Origin of the sequence: Lentzea sp. CC55 (genome assembly GCF_021056325.1) — a bacterium.
GTDB lineage: Bacteria > Actinomycetota > Actinomycetes > Mycobacteriales > Pseudonocardiaceae > Lentzea > Lentzea jiangxiensis.
The window spans coordinates 48,373-64,158 of the sequence record NZ_JAJCXE010000024.1 but is presented as its reverse complement, the minus strand read 5'-3'; the positions used below and the strand labels follow the sequence as shown (position 1 = coordinate 64,158).

Below are 15,786 nucleotides of genomic sequence, written 5' to 3'. Positions count from 1 at the left end.
CGCATGTTCGGCGTGCATTCGGCCGGCAGGACGAAGCGCCTCGGAATCGCAGTCTGGCTCACAACGCACGGCACGTCCTGAGGTAGCTGAGGAACGAGGCCTGCAGACCGGTCACGTGCGTTTCGCGCAGCACCTCGCTGGTGACGGCCGCGCCGCGGGAGGTGAGGTGGTGCAGGACCGTGGCCGCGTTCTTCGCGAGGTTCTGGTAGACGGGCACGGTTCCGAGCAGCTCCCGGTCGTTGAACGTCAGGTGGAGCTTGGCCGGCTGGTCGCCCAGTTCCCGGAGCTGTGCGAAGACGCGGCTGCCCTCGCCGGCGACGCCGGGGCTGCCGGCGCCGATGCTCTCGAAGAGCGTCGTGCCGGTGAGCCAGGCGTAGAGGGTGAACAGCCCGCCGTAGGAGTACCCGAAAAGGCCGTGGCCGCTCGTGGCCGTGCCGTAGTCGCGATCGATGCGGGGGTGCAGTTCGTCGGTGATGAAGCCCAGGAACGCATCGGCTCGCGTGTCGCGCAGCTCGTCGACGTAGGCGTCGGCTTCCTCGCGGGACATCGCGCCCGTCCGGACCCCCATCTCGACGGCGTCGAGGAACTCCGGGGCGACGGGCTCGCCGGGCGGCACGAGGTCCCTGTTGCGCAGCCTCGCCCAGTGCTCCGCCTCGTCGCCCGCATAGCCGATGCTGACCTGCACGTACGGTTTGATCTTCTGCATCGGGTCCTGCTGGGTGACGATGAGCGGGGCCGTCAGGCCGACCGCCCAGTTGCCGTCGAGCACGTACACGACGGGCGACTGCGCCGTGGCGGGGTCGTAGCCCGGCGGCGTGGTGACCCAGACGCCGTAGTCGTGCCCGCCGCCGGAACGCAGCTCGAAGTAGTCGGTGCCGGCGAAGCAGCCGTGCCACATGGTGCTCATCGGAGATCCTTCACAACACGTCCGGTTTGGACGACTGGTACGGCGTTGGCGGGGTCGGCGAAGACGGCGGGTTCGCCGAGCTGGTTGCCGTTCCCCAGCACGAGGTCGGCCTGCTTGCCGGGAGCGAGGACGCCCGCCTCGGCGTTGGTCTCGGTGGTGGCCGCAGCGCGTCCGCGTTGCCCGCCATCCTCGACAGGGCGCACAGAGCAGCCCGGTGATGCGCCCGTCCTCGACCGTGACGGCGACGTCGCACCCGAGCCGTCCACGACCGTCGCGCCCACCACCTGAAAACCTCCCACGAGCCCTCCGACTGATTTTCCACTGGATAAATCTCTTTTCCAATGGATAAACTAGGGCCGTGGTCCTGTCAAGCAACGGCGATGCCCGCCAACGCCTCCTGGCGCGTCTCCTCGACGTCTTCGACGACGGCCTGCCGCCACCGGAGACCTCCCTGCGCGAGATCGCGGCCAGGACCGGCACCAGCCACGCGCTCCTGCGGTACCACTTCGGGTCGCTCGCGGGCGTCCTGGCGGCCGTGCTCGCGGCCCAGCGGACCCGCGACAACGAGGTGCTGTTCCGCGACGCCGGCCAGGGCACCTTCGACGACCTCGTCCTGGCGATCTGGCGGGCCTACACCCGTCCGGAACAGCTGTCGCGCGTGCGAGGGTTCTTCCACGTCGTGGCGCTGGCCGCGTACAGCCCGGACGACTTCGGCGAGTTCGTGTCGTCGCTGGACGACCTCACCGGCATGCTGGCCTCCCTGGCGCAGCGCGAAGGGCTCGATGCCCGGAAAGCGCTGACCAGGGCCACCGTCGCCGTCGCCGCGATCCGCGGCCTGCTGCTGCAGGAGGTGCTGACTCCGGGAGCCTGCTCGGAGGAGGCGGTCGCGCTGATCCTCGGCATGGGCGCGAACGGGTAGGGGCACGGACGCGCCCGGACCCGTGGGACCAGGGCGCGAGGTCCGGGGCCCGACGCGTCGGTGGCGCCCGCCCTTCGAGTGGGCCACCGACGCGGACGTGCGTGCCTGCGCGAGACGGGCGCTGGGGCGGTCGTGCGCGGCGAACCGGCTCGCCGGTCGCGGCAGACCGCAGTGCTCGCGCAGCGTGCGACCGGTGTACTCGGTGCGGAACAGGCCGCGTGCCCGTAAGAGTGGGACGACGTGGTCGACGAACTCCTCGAGGCCGGACGGCGGCAACGGCGCCATCACGGTGAAGCCGTCCGCCGCGCCCGTGTGAACCAGAGCTCGATGTGGTCGGCGATCTGCTCGGGTGTGCCGGCCACGACCTGGTGCCCGCGTCCGCCGCCGAGCCTGCCGAGCAGCTGGCGCAGGGGCGGCCTGCTCAAGCTCGGCCAGGTCGCGGACCAGTTCGAAGCGGTTCTGGGCGCCGTTGACGTGGCTGACGGGCGGCAGTTGCGGCAGCCGCCGCCTGCACCGCATCACCACCGCCGGTGACGTCCCGGTCAGCGTCGAGGGCGTCCCGAGCACGACGGTGGTGGGCGACGCGGCCCACTTCTCCGCCCTCTGAGGCGCGAGGAACGCCGGCAAGGCGAGTTCGGCGTTGCCGAGGTGCCGCAGGAACCCGGCACCTCGGCAACGCGGCCCTGGTGAGGAGGAGTTCCGCGCTGGGCGCCAACGGTCGCCACACCGCGAAACCTCCCCGCGTGATCAGCTCCTGAGCTTCGTCGTCGTCCAGTACGCGGTTCCCGACTGGCAGGCCCGCAGACCGACGGCTTGTCCGTGGCCGCCCTGGTTGTGCAGGCAGAGTCCGGTCGACACGTTGGTGAAGCGCTTCTTCGTCGTGGACGACGTCCTCCAGTCGGTCGCGTTGACCGAGCAGGAGGTGGTGAACACCGACGACTGCCCGCCCGCCAGGCACAGACCGGTCCTCTTGTTCTTGAACTTGCCGGGCGTGTAGTTGTCCCACTTCTGGTGGTCGTTCCTGTCCTGGCAGTTGTGCGTGTACACGTCGCCTTGTGCGTTGGAGTCCAGGCAGCGGGCGAAGTTGTCCGCGAACCTGATCCAGTACAGCGACTCGGCCTGCGGCGCCGCGGCGGCACCCGCAGGCGCGGCGACGAACACCAACGCCGCGGCCGCGAGCAATCCCGTGATCCTGAGCAGCATTTGCTTGGACGTCGACATCGAATTCCTCCTGAGCGATTGACCACCCTCGATGTTCCGGAGCGCGCGGTCGACACGGCGGTTTCGTGGAAGCGATTTCCTGTGAAGTCCGCGAGCGCGTTCCGGACGAACAATGCCGATGAGTCCGCAATGGAGGCAACATACCGCCGTCCCGACACGGTGTGACATGCCCTGACCAGGTGATATCCCCGCGCGTGGGATGGCTGCCATACTGGCCCGCGACACCGAAGGCTTGGGGAGGGCGGTAGGTGTGGCAGGAGGCAGGGGCGAGCTCGCGGGCCATCTCGCGACGCTCAAGCAGCGCAGCGGGCTGAGTTATTCGGAGTTGGGGAGGAAGTCGCACATCAGCAGTTCGACGCTGCACAGGTACTGCTTGGGAACGACTGTTCCGCCGGACTACCGGACCGTGGTCGGAATCGCCACGGCATGTTCGGCGGACGATGAGGAACTGGTCGAGTTGCTGGACCAGTGGAGGGTCGCGACCGGCCAGGCGGCACTTCCGAAAAGCGTGCACCCGGCACCGGAATCCCGGCAGTCGCCACGTCCGCGCATCCTTTCCGCAATGTCCGCCGGGCTGGTCTTGGTGCTCGTTCTCGTGTCGTTGACAGCCAGTGGTGCGGACGTGAGAACCGTCCCCGCGCGGCAGCAGGTCGCCGGTCCGTCCTGGCAGCGGGAACGGCCGCTGACGCCGTCGTTGTTCGGCGTGACGGCGTCCTCGTCGAGCGGGGTGATGCCGTCGTTCCGGGTCGGCAGTCTGCGGTTCTGGGACAGCGGTACCCGGTGGGCGAGGCTGCAGCCGCGGCGCGACGCCTACGACTGGACTGTTCTCGACCGGCTCGTCGCCGGCGCGCGGAAGGCGGACCTGCCCACGACGCTGGTGTTCGGCGGCACACCGGCGTGGGCGGCGCCTGCCGGGCCGAAAGCACCTTACGGCGACGGTTCCCGCAGCGCGCCACCCGACGACCTGGCCGTGTGGGAACGGTTCGTCAGCACGCTGGCGGCCCGCTACCGGGGTCGCATCGACGCCTACGAGGTCTGGGTCCACGCCAACGACCAGCGCTACTTCTCCGGTTCGACGGAAACCCTGGTGGAGATGACCAGGCTGGCCGGGCGCGCCATCAGGGCCGTGGACCCTCGAGCGGTCGTGGTGTGCCCGTCGATCGCCCGGCTGTGGACGGACGAGGGCCGCGCCGTCCTGCGCCGGTTCGCCGAACTGCGCGGCTACGACCACTGCGACGTCGCGGGCCTGAACCTGCACCAGCAGCACGCAGCCGATCCACCGGAGACCATGATCGGCCTCCTGCAGCAGATCGACGGTGCCCTGCACGACGCGGGCGTCCACCCGCCCTTGTGGAACACCGGCGTCACCTATGAGTACGTTCGCGACGAACGGCTGGACGAGCACCGCGCGGCCGACTACGCCGTGCGCTTCTACCTGGTGGCGATCCACGGCTCCCACTTCAGCCTCGAACGCACCTACTTCTACAACTGGGGCGGTGACGGCCTGCCCATCACGCTGCAGGCAGTCGGAAGCCCTCCCACCAGGGCCGCGCTGGCGGTGGAGGAGCTGCAACGGTGGCTGACCCGCACCAGCACCCGGTCATGCGGGCAGGGCCTCGCCATCGACTTGCCGGCGAACGTGTGGCAGTGCGAGTTCACCGCGGACGACGGACGGCTGCTCACGATCCGCTGGACGCACGAGGGCACCGCGACGACGTCTCTCCCACCACATGCCGAGGAGGTGCGCGGCCTCGACGGCACCAGCCGCCCGATGCGGGCGGGCGACACCCTCGCAGTCTCCGGAACGCCCGTGCTCATCGTGCAGCAGCCAAAGGGTTAGCAGCGAACGACGCGATCGACTCTGCACCGTGGGGAGACGAATGAGCCGTTGGGGCGCGCCTTCACGATCCGCCCGCTACCGCGCGTGGGCCTTGCGGCGGGGTAGCGGGCCGACACCGGCACGCCGGCCGGGCCGCATCGCGGCATGGCGTTGTCCGGGCCCGGGACCGGAGCGGGCGGCCAGGGCGTCGGCGACGACCCCGGTGGCGAAGGCGTAGACGCCCTTGTGCAGCAGGTCCACCACCAGTTCCCTGCGGGGCCAGGTGGGTGGCGGCGCCCCGACGCCGGTCGCGTTCTCCAGGATCTGGTCGTTGGTCACCCGGACCACGGCGAACTTCGCCGAGGACCACGGCCCGCGCAGCCCGGCGTGCGCCATGACCGAGCGGAGCACGCCGAGCACCATGCCCTGACCGAAGTGCATCGCCAGGTTGAGCGGCACGGGCTGGCGGCCGCCGGGCCGTTCCCGCAGACCGGTGAGCCGTTGCAGGACCCTCGCCGGCACGTGGGAGTCGGGGCGGCCGGTCAGGCGTTGCTCGGCCTTCTCGCCGAGAGTCATCACCAACACCCCCGTCGTGCCGGCCAGCAGACCCTCCCACAAGACGCGTTTCATCATGTCGCCACGAGTACCCGGCTCCGGGTGACCTATCCACGGCCCGGAGCCCGGCGCTGCCTCCGGCACGTGATGTGCAGACATGCGCCGGCCATCAGCACCAACAGGCCGATGAACGCGAACGTGAGCAGACCGGTGAACATCCCGATGATCATCGACATCGCCGTCGGCTCCGGATCGTTGACGGTGAGCCGGCGCTCGATCCGGCGGAGCTCCCTGAGTTCGCGGGCGGCGTCCCCGGGTTCGGTGATGGAGACGTGCGACTCGGCACGCATGCGGTCGACCGTCTGGGGGTGGTGCAGCTCGAACGCGGGCCGCTCGGACCGGATGCGCGGCAGCTCCGTGAAGTCGTGCCGCGGCGGGGGTCAGCTCGTGGCCCGTTCCAGGGAGTTGCCGAAGCCCCACAGGTCGTCGGAGCGCGCGGGTCCGCCGTAGCGGTAGTGGTGATCATGTTGACCGCGCCGGGGATCGTGCCGAGACCACCGACGAACAGGCCGGAGATCCACAGGTCACCGCCGATGCCGGGGGAGTGGACCGCGCTCGGCAGCGGTGTGCAGGCGGTCCAGCCGAAGTCCGCGGCACCGGCCGGGGTGAGGAAGGAGCCGACGACGATCAGCCCCACCGAACAGGAACAACCAGTACGAGAAGGCGTTGAGGCGGGGGGCGCGACGTCCGGCGAGCCGATCCGCAGCGGCACGACGAAGTTCGCGAACCCGAACACGGTGGGACCCCTTCGGGCCTCGGCCCGCGCGCGTCGGGTGCGGGATGACCGGGGTGGGTTTCAGCGTGGTCATGATTCCCCTTCGGCACCGCGCGACAGGTGCCACGCAGCGTCCCGGCTACCCCTCGAAGGCCACCCGACACCGGCGGCTTCACGTCCGATCAGGTGAACTACCGCCGGAACACGGCCGTATGACGGACCCCCGTGGCCCGATTCGCGGCCCCGCGACCGGGTATGTCCCACGGGCGAAGGACGTGTCCAGGAGGTGTGCCGTGACGGAACCGACCGAGTACGAGCAGACGGAACGGGGTGCCGCCGAGGAGGCGAGCGGAACACCCCTCACCGAGACGGAGGTCGAGGTCTCGAAGCGACCACCGGGCGTTCCGCCGAAGAACGACGGCATGGGCTTGAGCGACGACGACGTCGAGTGAGTCGCGGCGCCGCACGCCCGCGACGGCTCGATCAGCCGGAGGCTTCCCGGCTGCCGGCGGCACTTTCCGGCGGCTCGACCTGCATGATGTTCGCGGTGTCGAGCACGGAGATGGTGCTGTCGGGCAGCAACACCGGTATCCACAGGTGGGAGGTCTCCGGATCGACCACGTGAGTCCCGAGCACCACGCCGCTCAGCACAGCGGCGGGATGCAGGACGTCCGGGTTGAGGAAGGTGATGACCGCGCCGCGGCCGGGGCAAGGTGTCAAGGGCATGGCGGTGTCCGTGAGGTCGGGGCCCGCACCCGCCTCGGGCGGGTGCGGCCACAGCGGTGTGGGATCGCCGGTTGCTCGACGTTGCGCCCGGATACCCCTGCCGATCCGGTCGAACCCCGTCACGCACGGAGGAGGCAGCTACCGCGGCTGACGAGGCGCAGTCGGCGACCCGTCCGGACGATCAGCAAGCAACGGGTTCGCGAGAACGCTGATCACCGTGGATCACCTCCATCGTCACAATGCCCTCCTCGGGCAGCGGCTGCAGCACAGGCTCGATGTCGGCCAGAAGTGCCTGGGCGGCACGCAGTTCCTCGGCGAGGCGCCGGCGGTGGTGGTGCAGGACGTCGACGCGGTGCTCGGCATCGGCGACGACCCGGTGTGCGTGCTCGGTGGCGTCGTGGACGATCTGGTCGGCACGGGCTTGGGCGGAGCGCTGTTGCTCGGCCAACGCGCGCATCGCTTCGGCGCGGCGCTGGGCCATGGCCTGCTCGAAGTCCGCCTCGACCTGCCGGCGGACCTGCTCGGCCTGGTCGTCGAGCTCGCGGCGGCGGCGTTCAGCCTGCCGGGTCATCTCCTCCACCCACCGGTGAGCACGGTCCATGAGCTCGCGGTGCTCGGCCTCCATGTCCGCGCGACGCCGGTCGAGCTCGGCCACGAGGTGCTCGGCGCGTCCCCGCAGGCGGTCGGCGGCCTGACGAGCGTTCGCCCAGTCCTGCTCGGCGGCGGTCCGCGCGCGGGTGGTGATCTCCTCGGCTTCGGCGTGCGCGAGCTCGACCCTGCGTCGCAGCCGCTCGGTGAGCGCGTCGGGGTCCACCGGAGCGCGGCAGATCCGGTCGACGCGTGCGTGCAGCTCGGCGTTCTCCCCGCGGAGGACCTCCAGCTGCCGGGCAAGGGACTCAGCGCGAGCGAGGGCGGCGTCCCGGTCGGCGGTGAGCACCGCCAGCTCGCCTTCCACCTCGTGCACGTAGTGCTGCACCTGTTCGTGGTCGTAGCCGCGCCAGCGCACGTCGAAGTCGGTTCGCAGCGGCAACAACTCCACTTCCCCCAGCTCCTTTCCGGTAGGGCGGCGCCGGCCGCGGACCGGGGACCACGGCCGGCGCGGTCACGTGTTACTTGCCTTTGATCGCGATGCGGCGCGATTTGGCAGCCTCGGTCTTGGGCACGCGGACGGTCAGCACGCCGTCGGCGAGCTCGGCCTGGACCTCGTCGGCGTTGACGTCCCGCGGCAGCGCCACCCGGTAGGAGAACTGCCCGACGCGGCGGGTGCGATGGCGGAACAGACCCTGCCGCTCCTTCTCCTCGACCTCACCGTTGATCGACAACTCCGTGCCGGCCAGGTCGACGGTGATGTGGTCGCGCTTCACCCCCGGCACCTCGACCTCCACCAGGTAGGCCTCGGCGGTCTCGGTCACATCCGCCGAGGGGGCCCAGGCCCGCACGCTGTCGCCGACGGTGCCCGCGACCGAGTCCATCCACCTGCCCAGCTGGCCGTAGAGGTCCTCGACCTCGCGGAACGGGTCCCAGCGGCCCGGCGGGGCCGACGATCGCACTGCAGGCAGTGCCATGACTTCCACCTCCCTGAGAGCCACAACCAACACCCGTCCTGAACGACGAACTTGAGCCCGCGATTGTTCCCGAACCTGAGCCTGTAGCACTCACTTCTGTCGGTCGACGCCTCGGGTTCAGCTTCGCGGGAACCGGGTAGGCCGTTCCGGTGAGCAGGGTCGAACAACGGCTGGAACGCGCGATCCTCGACTTGGCCGGCGCCCGCGGCCCGGTGAAGTCGATCTGCCCGTCGGAGGCGGCGCGCGCGGTCGGTGGCGAAGGCTGGCGCGAGCTGATGGACCCGGCCCGCGCGGTGGCCAGGCGACTGGCCGCGCGGGGCCGGGTCGTCGTGACGAGCCGCGGGCAGGAGCTGTCCCCGGCCGAGGAGTGGCGCGGCCCGATCAGGATCCGCACGACGGGATCCGGCTGACCCGCTCCCGGTGCTCGGGTGCGGTCAGCGCGGCCGTTGCGAAGAGGACACCCGGTCGTCGTCACATGGTGGACCCCGGCACGAGCTGCTCCACGAAGTGGGTGAGCGCGTCAGGGTCGTCCGCGATCTCCGGGAGCACCGAGGGCGTGGCGCGCTTGAGCTGCATCCAGCCGACGTAGGCCGAGTACGCGGATATCGCCCGGTAACGGGCTTTCGCTGCGGGCAGGCCGATTTCGGCGTAGACCTCGGCCAGAAACGCGACGCGGCGCTGGGTCACGCGGTGCAGCGCCGGTGCCACCGCCGGATCGCCTGCGTGTGCCACGAGCGCGGGCTCCAGCCCGCTGGTCGGATCCTCGACGATGGCGATGTGCAACAGCGTCCGCAGTCGCTGCCGGGGGTCCGTGATGGCGTTCACCCGCTCGATGACCATCTCGGTGCCCTGCAGCTCCCACCACTCGAGCGCTTCGCGCAGCAGGGCGTTCCGGTCGGCGAAGTGCCAGTAGAAGCTGCCCCGGGTGACGCCGAGCCGCTGGGCGAGCGGCTCGACCGCCACGGCCGCGACCCCGCCTTCCGCCAGCGCGTCGAGTGCCGCGTGTAGCCAGTCCTGCTTGGAAAGTCGCTGCTTCGCCACGATCCGTACAGTACTGTACGGAAAACCGTACAGTGGTGTACGGAAGAGGGGGTTGTGATGACAGGGTTGGCAGTGTTGACAGCGGTGGTGCTGCTGCTCGTCGGTGCGCTGCACGTGGTGTGGACGTTCTCGCCGTGGCCGCTGCGCACGCGCGAGGAGTTCGCTCGCCGCGTCGTCGACGTCCCCGTCGACAGGTTGCCGACGCCGGGAATGACACTGGTGGTGGCGCTGCTGCTCGCCGTGGCCGGCTATCTGGTCGCCGCCCAGGGTGCACTCGTCGCCGTGCCGGGACCGGCCTGGCTCCCGGTCGTGGGGACGGCTGGCGTGGCGGCCGTGCTGCTGCTGCGCGGCGCTGCCGGCTTGGCGCTGTCGCTTCGCCGGGACACCGAGTTCGCCAGGCTCGATCGGCGCTACTACTCGCCGTTGTGCCTGGCTCTCGCCGGCTGTTGCGCGGTCCTCGTGGTGCTGTAGGCCGTTTCCGGACTCAGGAGCGCGGCAGTACACCCACGAGTGATGTGATGATCGCGAGCCGCAGGGCTGCCGGCATCTCGACGCGGTGGACCGCCAGCGCGGGCTCGGACTCGTAGACGGCGAGCAGGCTCGGCGGCGGCGTGCTGTAGGTCGACAGCGCGCCCGCCACCAGCAGCACGGTCAGGCAGAAGTGCTCGGCCCGGTCGCCGACCTCGGGCAGGTGCCGCCGGACGAGGTCGGTCATCACCGCGAGGTTGCTCAGCGAGGCCCGCTTGTGCCGGCGGACCGCCTCGACCGAGACGTTGTGCTCGAGCACTCCGCCCTGCGCGCCGTAGAGGTCGCAGAGCGCGCGCTGGGCGGCGAGTGACCGGCTGAGTACGCCGGCCACCTGTTCGGCCCGTTCCGCCGTGGGCCGGCCCGGGGCGACGTCGCGGGCCAGCTCCTGCTCCAGTCCGGCCAGCCAGGTCGCCGTCCGGTCGTCCATCAGGTCGAGCAGCACCGCTTCGCGGGACTCGAAGTAGCGCAGCACCGCCGTCTTGGCCAGGCCGACCCGGCGGCTCAGCTCGTTCAGGGTCACCTCGGCCACCGGCATCTCGTCGAGCATCGCCGAGGTCGTCTCGAGGATCGCCCGGCGACGGACCTCCCGCTGCTCTTCGGTGCGTGCCCGCTGGAACGTCATGGCACCGATCCTAGCTTGGGTACCGCCGGTACCTTGACGGTGTACCGGCGGTACATTACTGTTCCGACTATAAGTTACCGGCGGTACATTAGGAGCACCTGATGAAGTGGACCGAGCAGCACATCCCGCGCCAGAACGGCCGCGTCGCCGTGATCACCGGCGCGAACACCGGACTGGGCTTCGAGACCGCCCGGCGGCTCGCCGAGCGCGGGGCGGCGGTCGTGCTGGCCGTGCGCGACACCGCCAAGGGCCGCCAGGCCGCCGCCAGGATCAACGGCGACGTCTCCGTGCGGGAACTGGACCTGACCTCGCTGGACTCGGTGCGCGCCGCCGCGGCCGGCCTGCGCGCCACCCACCCGCGGATCGACCTGCTGATCAACAACGCCGGGGTGATGTACACCCCCCGGCAGACCACCCGCGACGGCTTCGAGATGCAGTTCGGCACCAACCACCTGGGCCACTTCGCGCTCACGGGCCTGCTGCTCGACCTGCTGCTGCCGGTGCCCGGCTCGCGGGTGGTCACGGTCAGCAGCACCGGTCACCGCATCCGCGCGGACATCCACTTCGACGACCTGCAGTGGGAGCGTTCCTACAGCCGAATCGGCGCCTACGGCCAGTCGAAGCTCGCCAACCTGATGTTCACCTACGAGCTGCAGCGCCGGCTGGCCGCGCACGGCACCACCGCCGCGGTGGCCGCGCATCCCGGTGTCTCCAACACCGAACTGGTCCGCAACACCCCGCCGCTGGCCCGCCGGTTGATCACCCGGCTCGCCCCGCTGGTCACCCAGTCCCCGGCGGCGGGCGCGCTTCCCACCCTGCGCGCCGCCACCGACCCGGCCGTCCTCGGCGGGCAGTACTACGGGCCCGACGGTCTGGCCGAGGTCCGCGGCTACCCGAAGCTGGTCAGCTCCAGCCCCGGCTCCTACGACCTGGTTGTGCAGCAACGCCTCTGGGCCGTTTCGGAGGACCTCACCGGCGTGCGGTTCCCGGTCGGCCAGGCAGCCGCCGTGGCGTGAGGCCCCTTCCGGGGTGGCGGCACGGCGTGAACCTCGGGTTCGAGCAGCGGTGCCGCTGGTGCTCACACCGGCGTGAGCACGCCGTTCTCCCGCAGGGCGGTGAGGGAGAGCGTTTTGTAGCCGACGTCGTCGAACAGCACCATCACCCGGTCGGCCTCGTGGTGCACGACCACGCCACGGCCCCATTGTTCGTGGCGCACCGGGGAGTTCGGCGGGTACTCGCTGCTTCCGGAGTCTTCGCCGGACGAGCCCTCGTCGCAGTTGTCGCAGTGGCCGCAGGGCTGGTCGAGCTCCTGGCCGAAGTAGCCGATCAGGAACCGCCGGCGGCAGTCGCGCGTGTCGGCGTACTGGTGCATGACCTCCAGCCGCGAGCGGTCCCGGTTCTCCTGCCGCTCCGCCTCCTCCGCCACCGCCGCGACGGCTTTAGCCGGTGGGGGAGCGCCTTCCGCGTACCGCACGTGGTCGTGACCGGTGCGCACGACCTCCACGCTCTCCAGCAGGTTCACCACGGAGGTGACCTTCCGGCGGGACCGGTCGAGCTGCCGCACCAGGTCGGTGATCGCCATGCCGGACCGCCGGCGGCGCACAGCGGCGGCGACCTCGCGCACGCACTCGCGGTCCAGCGTCCTGCCGGTCAGGAACCGTTGCAGGCTCTGGTCTTCCGGCCGGTGGAACAACACCACGTCGGCGGGATCGCCGTCGCGGCCCGCGCGGCCGATCTCCTGGTAGTACGCGTCCAGCGAGCCGGGTGTCGCGGTGTGCGCGACGAACCGCACGTCCGGCTTGTCGATGCCCATGCCGAACGCGGAGGTGGCCGCGACCACGCGGACGTCACCCCGCATGAACCCGTCCTGCACCCGCTTGCGGTCAGCGGCCTTCATGCCGGCGTGGAAAGCCGCGGCCGCAACGCCTCGCGCGGCCAGGTCGTCGGCGTACCGCTCGGCGTCCTTGCGGGTGGGCACGTACAGCAGGCCGTGCCCGGTGCGGTCCGCCGCCCAGTCGACGACCGCCCGCCTGCGCTGGTCGTCGTCGGTGCAGAACCGCACGGCCAGGTGCAGGTTGGGCCGGTCGAACCCGGCGACGATCACCGCCGCGTCACGCAGGCCGAGGTGCTCGACGACGTCCGCGCGCACCGGGCCGCTCGCGGTGGCGGTGAGCGCGAGCACGGGCGGGTGGCCCAGCCGCTCGATCACGTGCCGCAGCCGCAGGTAGTCGGGCCGGAAGTCGTGTCCCCAGGCCGACACGCAGTGCGCCTCGTCGACGACGAACAACGAGGGCTTGGCCTCCCGCAGCCGCTCGAGCGTTGTGGCGTCGGCGAGTTGTTCGGGGGACAGGAACAGGTACTTCGTCCCGCCCCCGGTGAACTCCTGCCAGGCCTGCTCGGTGACCTCCGCGGTCTGCGCGGAGTTGACCGCTGCCGCCGCAGGCGCACCGGCCGCCCGCAGCGAGGCGACCTGGTCCCGCTGCAGGGCGATCAGCGGCGACACGACCACGGCCGGGCCGTCGAGCAGGATCGCCGGGACCTGGTAGATGGCCGACTTGCCGGCACCGGTCGGCATCACGACCAGCACGTCCCGGCCGTCGAGGAGGTGCCGCATGGCGAGCTCCTGCTCCTCGTGCAGCGTGGTCCAGCCGAAGACCTCCTCCGCCGTCCTGAGGAGCTGATCGTCAGCCGTCATGGCGCAGGCCCATTCGTGTCGTCTCCGCTCGTTGCGTTGTCCGGTGTGGAGGATTAGCCCGGCTGCGTGTCGGCAAACACCGGCAGCGTCACACTCGCCGGTACGTCGCGAGAGCTGTGCACAAGCGCTTGAAGCGCCCCTCCGGCCACTTGCGACGAGCCGCGCTCCCGCACCGGCCGAGATCACCTCGTGCGCGCGCCACCGTCGCAGGCCCACCTCCTCGGGAAGCGGCGTGGAAGCGATTCGGAAGCGCGGTGGCGCACGGTGTTGCCGCACATGCACCGGAAGTCAAGTGCAGGAGGTCAGGTTGAGGAATTCCTGGATGAGCCGTGCCGGGGTCACCGTCGCGGCGGCCGCCGCGGCTCTGCTCGTCAGCGCCGGGGTCGCCAGCGCGGGCGACGGGGGCGTGAGCGTCGCGGACAACAGCGGCTACGCGGACTGGATCGAGAACGGTGACACGCTCACGGTCTGCGACCAGAGGGCGGACGGGTGGGGCGTCCGCGGGTACATCTACCGCCCCTACGCCGGCGACCCGGCGAACGGCACCGTGCTGATCAAGGCGAGCGACCCGTCCTACAACGGCGAATGCGTGTCGGTGTCGGAGAACATCGACGAGTCCGTCGCCATCTCCATCAAGGTCTGCAACTACAAGGACTCGAGCATCATCTACTGCCAGCACAAGCGCCTGCGCTGACGGCCGGACGACAGGAGGAGCCATGCTCCGCAAGACCATCACCGCCCTGGCGATGACCGCGACGGCGGTCCTGCTCGCCACGGGCACCGCCCAGGCCGCCGACGCGTACGTGTCCACCGCGGCACCGGCCGAGGGACACGGCAGCGCGTACTGGGCCGAGAACGGCGACACGCTCACCGTGTGCGACAACGAAGCCGACGGCTGGGGCACGAGGGCGTACATCTACGTGCCCAACCAGCCGAACCCGGCGAACGGCACCGTGCTGATCAAGGGCAACGACCCGAAGTCCGCCGACGGTTGCTACGCCTACTCCGAGAACATCAGCGAGACCACGGCGCTGTCCATCAAGGTGTGCCTCTACTCCGGCGCCACGGTGGACTACTGCGACCACCGCCGCATCCGCTGAACCGCCCGGGTGGTGGTGGCCGGACCACCGGCCGCCGCCACCCGGCCCCCGACCACTTCCCGCGGAGGTCTTCCGTGACCGCACTCTTGACCCGTCTGCCCGCGGTGGCCGCTCTGGTGGCCGCGGCACTGACCGGGGTGGCGGCCCCGGCCCAGGCGGCCTACTCGGACCCGCTCACCACCATCGGCACCGCCGGCCTCGGGCTCACCTACGTCGCCACGCCGCAGTCCGCGATCACCGCCCTGGACGCCGCGCTGCCCAACGCCGGTGTCGCACAGGTGCTGCAGAGCGCGAACCACCCGATGCTCCCGTGCGGCAGCGACGAGGCAGCCGCCTTGCCGATCAGCCCGAAGGCGACCAGGTCGATGTGCTGGGACGCGGGCGACGCGAACACCAGCGCCTGGAACCCGCAGGGCATCACCAGCTCGGGCGACGCCGACGACGACGGCTCCTGGGGCGCCAACAGGCTTCTGCTGTCCGGCTGGAACAACACCGACACCGGCGACAGGAGGAACGACGCACGGGTCGCGTTCATCGACTACAACGATCCCGCCAACCCGCGGTACCGCTGGGTCTACCTCGTCGACCCCAACGACGCGGGCACGAACTTCTCCGCCGCGAAAGCGCACGTGGGCGGCATGGTCTGGTACGGCGACAAGCTGCTGGTGTCCGCGGTGGGCAACAGCAGGGTCGCCCTCCGCGTGTTCGACCTGGACCACGTCCTCCAGGCCACCGACGACTCCGCCACGATCGGGCGCACCGGCAGCGGCTGGGCCGCCTACGGCTACCAGTACGTCATGCCGGAGGTCGGGAGGTACGAGTACACCGCCGGCACGTGCACGATGGCGAACAACACCGGCACACCGTGCTTCTCCTCGATCTCGCTGGACCGCAGCACCAGCCCGGACACCCTCGTCACGGCCGAGTACTTCGCCGACGGCACAGGCAGCAGGCTGGTGCGCTACCCGTTCGGTGCCGATTTCCTGCTCGCGGCCGGCTCCTCCGGCACGGTGACCGCGTCTGCCGCGCACCGCAGCGGCGTCGCCAACGCGCAGGGAGTGCTGTCCTGGAACGGCCGCTGGTACGTCGCCCACAGCTCAAGCACCCTGCACGGCCAGCTGTGGCGGGTCACCACCGGGGCCACCGGCGTCTCCCGGACGTGCACCAGCCCGGGCACCACGGCCAAGGTCATGTGCTGGGCGTTGCACCCCGAGGCGCTGACCCACTGGTACAGCGACGGGCTGGTGTGGTCGCAGTCCGAGGCGCCGGGCCGGCGAGCGGTGTTCGCCGTTCCGCTCGCCGACCTGCCCTGA

At 70.7% G+C, this 15,786-nt stretch carries 22 protein-coding genes and 2 pseudogenes; 11 read left to right on the top strand and 13 right to left on the bottom strand.

Translation table 11 applies throughout. The features are described from left to right. Window positions 1-58: 58 nt before the first annotated feature. Window positions 59-907, bottom strand: a complete 849-nt coding sequence (locus tag L6E10_RS21810; protein ID WP_236221380.1) for an alpha/beta hydrolase — start codon at window positions 905-907, stop codon at window positions 59-61. Beyond that, window positions 904-1,110, bottom strand: a complete 207-nt coding sequence (locus tag L6E10_RS21805; RefSeq protein ID WP_236221379.1) for a hypothetical protein — start codon at window positions 1,108-1,110, stop codon at window positions 904-906. The genes L6E10_RS21810 and L6E10_RS21805 overlap by 4 nt, the downstream gene beginning before the upstream one ends. Window positions 1,111-1,265: 155 nt before the next feature. Here L6E10_RS21805 and L6E10_RS21800 point away from each other — a divergent pair, with 155 nt between their 5' ends. Continuing rightward, complete coding sequence (locus L6E10_RS21800; protein ID WP_236221378.1) at window positions 1,266-1,826, top strand: TetR/AcrR family transcriptional regulator; 561 nt, start codon at window positions 1,266-1,268, stop codon at window positions 1,824-1,826. Between the two features lie 284 nt (window positions 1,827-2,110). Here the strand turns inward: L6E10_RS21800 and L6E10_RS40895 are convergent, their stop codons facing one another. Next, window positions 2,111-2,251, bottom strand: coding sequence for a hypothetical protein (locus L6E10_RS40895; protein ID WP_308102845.1), 141 nt, complete (start codon window positions 2,249-2,251; stop codon window positions 2,111-2,113). Between the two features lie 44 nt (window positions 2,252-2,295). Between L6E10_RS40895 and L6E10_RS21790 the strand changes: the two genes are divergently transcribed. Beyond that, window positions 2,296-2,433: a hypothetical protein gene (locus L6E10_RS21790; protein WP_236221430.1), complete on the top strand. Its 138-nt coding sequence runs from the start codon at window positions 2,296-2,298 to the stop codon at window positions 2,431-2,433. A gap of 140 nt (window positions 2,434-2,573) precedes the next feature. Here the strand turns inward: L6E10_RS21790 and L6E10_RS21785 are convergent, their stop codons facing one another. After that, a complete protein-coding gene (locus L6E10_RS21785) occupies window positions 2,574-3,047 on the bottom strand; it encodes an RICIN domain-containing protein (RefSeq protein WP_236221377.1) in 474 nt (157 codons plus the stop codon). A 199-nt stretch (window positions 3,048-3,246) separates the two neighbouring features. Between L6E10_RS21785 and L6E10_RS41225 the strand changes: the two are divergent. Both L6E10_RS41225 and L6E10_RS21780 read left to right on the top strand, forming a co-directional pair. Then, window positions 3,247-3,495: pseudogene (locus tag L6E10_RS41225) on the top strand (helix-turn-helix domain-containing protein); the annotation flags it as partial. 174 nt (window positions 3,496-3,669) lie between these two features. Beyond that, window positions 3,670-4,887, top strand: coding sequence for a hypothetical protein (locus L6E10_RS21780; RefSeq protein ID WP_236221376.1), 1,218 nt, complete (start codon window positions 3,670-3,672; stop codon window positions 4,885-4,887). A 75-nt stretch (window positions 4,888-4,962) separates the two neighbouring features. On the opposite strand, the gene L6E10_RS21775 is transcribed toward L6E10_RS21780, so the two are convergent. The 3 genes and pseudogenes from L6E10_RS21775 to L6E10_RS21765 all read right to left on the bottom strand — a co-directional run. Then, complete coding sequence (locus tag L6E10_RS21775) at window positions 4,963-5,499, bottom strand: hypothetical protein (RefSeq protein WP_236221375.1); 537 nt, start codon at window positions 5,497-5,499, stop codon at window positions 4,963-4,965. Window positions 5,500-5,528: 29 nt separating this feature from the next. After that, window positions 5,529-5,771, bottom strand: a complete 243-nt coding sequence (locus L6E10_RS21770) for a hypothetical protein (RefSeq protein WP_236221374.1) — start codon at window positions 5,769-5,771, stop codon at window positions 5,529-5,531. Between the two features lie 161 nt (window positions 5,772-5,932). Then, window positions 5,933-6,217 (bottom strand): annotated as a pseudogene (locus L6E10_RS21765) (cbb3-type cytochrome c oxidase subunit I); the annotation flags it as partial. 272 nt (window positions 6,218-6,489) lie between these two features. Between L6E10_RS21765 and L6E10_RS21760 the strand changes: the two are divergent. Further along, entirely contained in the window at window positions 6,490-6,648 is a 159-nt protein-coding gene (locus tag L6E10_RS21760) for a hypothetical protein (RefSeq protein WP_236221373.1), read from the top strand. A gap of 31 nt (window positions 6,649-6,679) precedes the next feature. Here the strand turns inward: L6E10_RS21760 and L6E10_RS21755 are convergent, their stop codons facing one another. From L6E10_RS21755 to L6E10_RS21745, 3 genes are all read right to left on the bottom strand, one after another. Then, window positions 6,680-7,045, bottom strand: coding sequence for a hypothetical protein (locus tag L6E10_RS21755; protein WP_236221372.1), 366 nt, complete (start codon window positions 7,043-7,045; stop codon window positions 6,680-6,682). 58 nt (window positions 7,046-7,103) lie between these two features. Further along, window positions 7,104-7,961 carry a metallopeptidase gene (locus tag L6E10_RS21750; protein ID WP_236221371.1) on the bottom strand — a complete coding sequence of 286 codons (858 nt, stop codon included), beginning with the start codon at window positions 7,959-7,961 and terminating at the stop codon, window positions 7,104-7,106. A gap of 70 nt (window positions 7,962-8,031) precedes the next feature. Further along, window positions 8,032-8,487, bottom strand: a complete 456-nt coding sequence (locus tag L6E10_RS21745; RefSeq protein ID WP_236221370.1) for an Hsp20/alpha crystallin family protein — start codon at window positions 8,485-8,487, stop codon at window positions 8,032-8,034. 149 nt (window positions 8,488-8,636) lie between these two features. Here L6E10_RS21745 and L6E10_RS21740 point away from each other — a divergent pair, with 149 nt between their 5' ends. After that, window positions 8,637-8,897, top strand: coding sequence for a DUF3253 domain-containing protein (locus tag L6E10_RS21740; protein ID WP_236221369.1), 261 nt, complete (start codon window positions 8,637-8,639; stop codon window positions 8,895-8,897). A gap of 61 nt (window positions 8,898-8,958) precedes the next feature. Here L6E10_RS21740 and L6E10_RS21735 read toward each other — a convergent pair whose 3' ends face one another. Further along, entirely contained in the window at window positions 8,959-9,528 is a 570-nt protein-coding gene (locus L6E10_RS21735) for a TetR/AcrR family transcriptional regulator (protein ID WP_236221368.1), read from the bottom strand. Between the two features lie 57 nt (window positions 9,529-9,585). Here L6E10_RS21735 and L6E10_RS21730 point away from each other — a divergent pair, with 57 nt between their 5' ends. Beyond that, entirely contained in the window at window positions 9,586-9,999 is a 414-nt protein-coding gene (locus tag L6E10_RS21730) for a DUF3995 domain-containing protein (protein WP_236221367.1), read from the top strand. A 13-nt stretch (window positions 10,000-10,012) separates the two neighbouring features. Here L6E10_RS21730 and L6E10_RS21725 read toward each other — a convergent pair whose 3' ends face one another. Beyond that, entirely contained in the window at window positions 10,013-10,678 is a 666-nt protein-coding gene (locus L6E10_RS21725) for a TetR/AcrR family transcriptional regulator (RefSeq protein ID WP_236221366.1), read from the bottom strand. Between the two features lie 101 nt (window positions 10,679-10,779). Between L6E10_RS21725 and L6E10_RS21720 the strand changes: the two genes are divergently transcribed. Next, window positions 10,780-11,694, top strand: a complete 915-nt coding sequence (locus tag L6E10_RS21720; protein WP_236221365.1) for an SDR family NAD(P)-dependent oxidoreductase — start codon at window positions 10,780-10,782, stop codon at window positions 11,692-11,694. Between the two features lie 62 nt (window positions 11,695-11,756). On the opposite strand, the gene L6E10_RS21715 is transcribed toward L6E10_RS21720, so the two are convergent. Next, on the bottom strand, window positions 11,757-13,373 hold the full coding sequence (locus L6E10_RS21715; RefSeq protein ID WP_236221364.1) for an ATP-dependent DNA helicase RecQ: 1,617 nt from the start codon (window positions 13,371-13,373) through the stop codon (window positions 11,757-11,759). 322 nt (window positions 13,374-13,695) lie between these two features. On the opposite strand from L6E10_RS21715, the gene L6E10_RS21710 reads away from it, so the two are divergent. From L6E10_RS21710 to L6E10_RS21700, 3 genes are all read left to right on the top strand, one after another. Next, window positions 13,696-14,067: a hypothetical protein gene (locus L6E10_RS21710; RefSeq protein WP_236221363.1), complete on the top strand. Its 372-nt coding sequence runs from the start codon at window positions 13,696-13,698 to the stop codon at window positions 14,065-14,067. A 22-nt stretch (window positions 14,068-14,089) separates the two neighbouring features. Then, window positions 14,090-14,473 carry a hypothetical protein gene (locus L6E10_RS21705; RefSeq protein ID WP_236221362.1) on the top strand — a complete coding sequence of 128 codons (384 nt, stop codon included), beginning with the start codon at window positions 14,090-14,092 and terminating at the stop codon, window positions 14,471-14,473. 74 nt (window positions 14,474-14,547) lie between these two features. Continuing rightward, a complete protein-coding gene (locus tag L6E10_RS21700; protein WP_236221361.1) occupies window positions 14,548-15,786 on the top strand; it encodes a hypothetical protein in 1,239 nt (412 codons plus the stop codon).

Excerpts from the sequence above, each read along its gene's own strand:
- L6E10_RS21785 (WP_236221377.1), bottom strand. The coding sequence starts at position 3,047 with ATGTCGACGTCCAAGCAAATGCTGCTCAGGATCACGGGATTGCTCGCG.
- L6E10_RS21705 (WP_236221362.1), top strand. The coding sequence starts at position 14,090 with ATGCTCCGCAAGACCATCACCGCCCTGGCGATGACCGCGACGGCGGTC.
- L6E10_RS21730 (WP_236221367.1), top strand. The coding sequence starts at position 9,586 with ATGACAGGGTTGGCAGTGTTGACAGCGGTGGTGCTGCTGCTCGTCGGT.
- L6E10_RS21710 (WP_236221363.1), top strand. The coding sequence starts at position 13,696 with ATGAGCCGTGCCGGGGTCACCGTCGCGGCGGCCGCCGCGGCTCTGCTC.
- L6E10_RS21715 (WP_236221364.1), bottom strand. The coding sequence starts at position 13,373 with ATGACGGCTGACGATCAGCTCCTCAGGACGGCGGAGGAGGTCTTCGGC.
- L6E10_RS21745 (WP_236221370.1), bottom strand. The coding sequence starts at position 8,487 with ATGGCACTGCCTGCAGTGCGATCGTCGGCCCCGCCGGGCCGCTGGGAC.
- L6E10_RS21770 (WP_236221374.1), bottom strand. The coding sequence starts at position 5,771 with ATGCGTGCCGAGTCGCACGTCTCCATCACCGAACCCGGGGACGCCGCC.
- L6E10_RS21720 (WP_236221365.1), top strand. The coding sequence starts at position 10,780 with ATGAAGTGGACCGAGCAGCACATCCCGCGCCAGAACGGCCGCGTCGCC.
- L6E10_RS21810 (WP_236221380.1), bottom strand. The coding sequence starts at position 907 with ATGAGCACCATGTGGCACGGCTGCTTCGCCGGCACCGACTACTTCGAG.
- L6E10_RS21775 (WP_236221375.1), bottom strand. The coding sequence starts at position 5,499 with ATGATGAAACGCGTCTTGTGGGAGGGTCTGCTGGCCGGCACGACGGGG.
- L6E10_RS21725 (WP_236221366.1), bottom strand. The coding sequence starts at position 10,678 with ATGACGTTCCAGCGGGCACGCACCGAAGAGCAGCGGGAGGTCCGTCGC.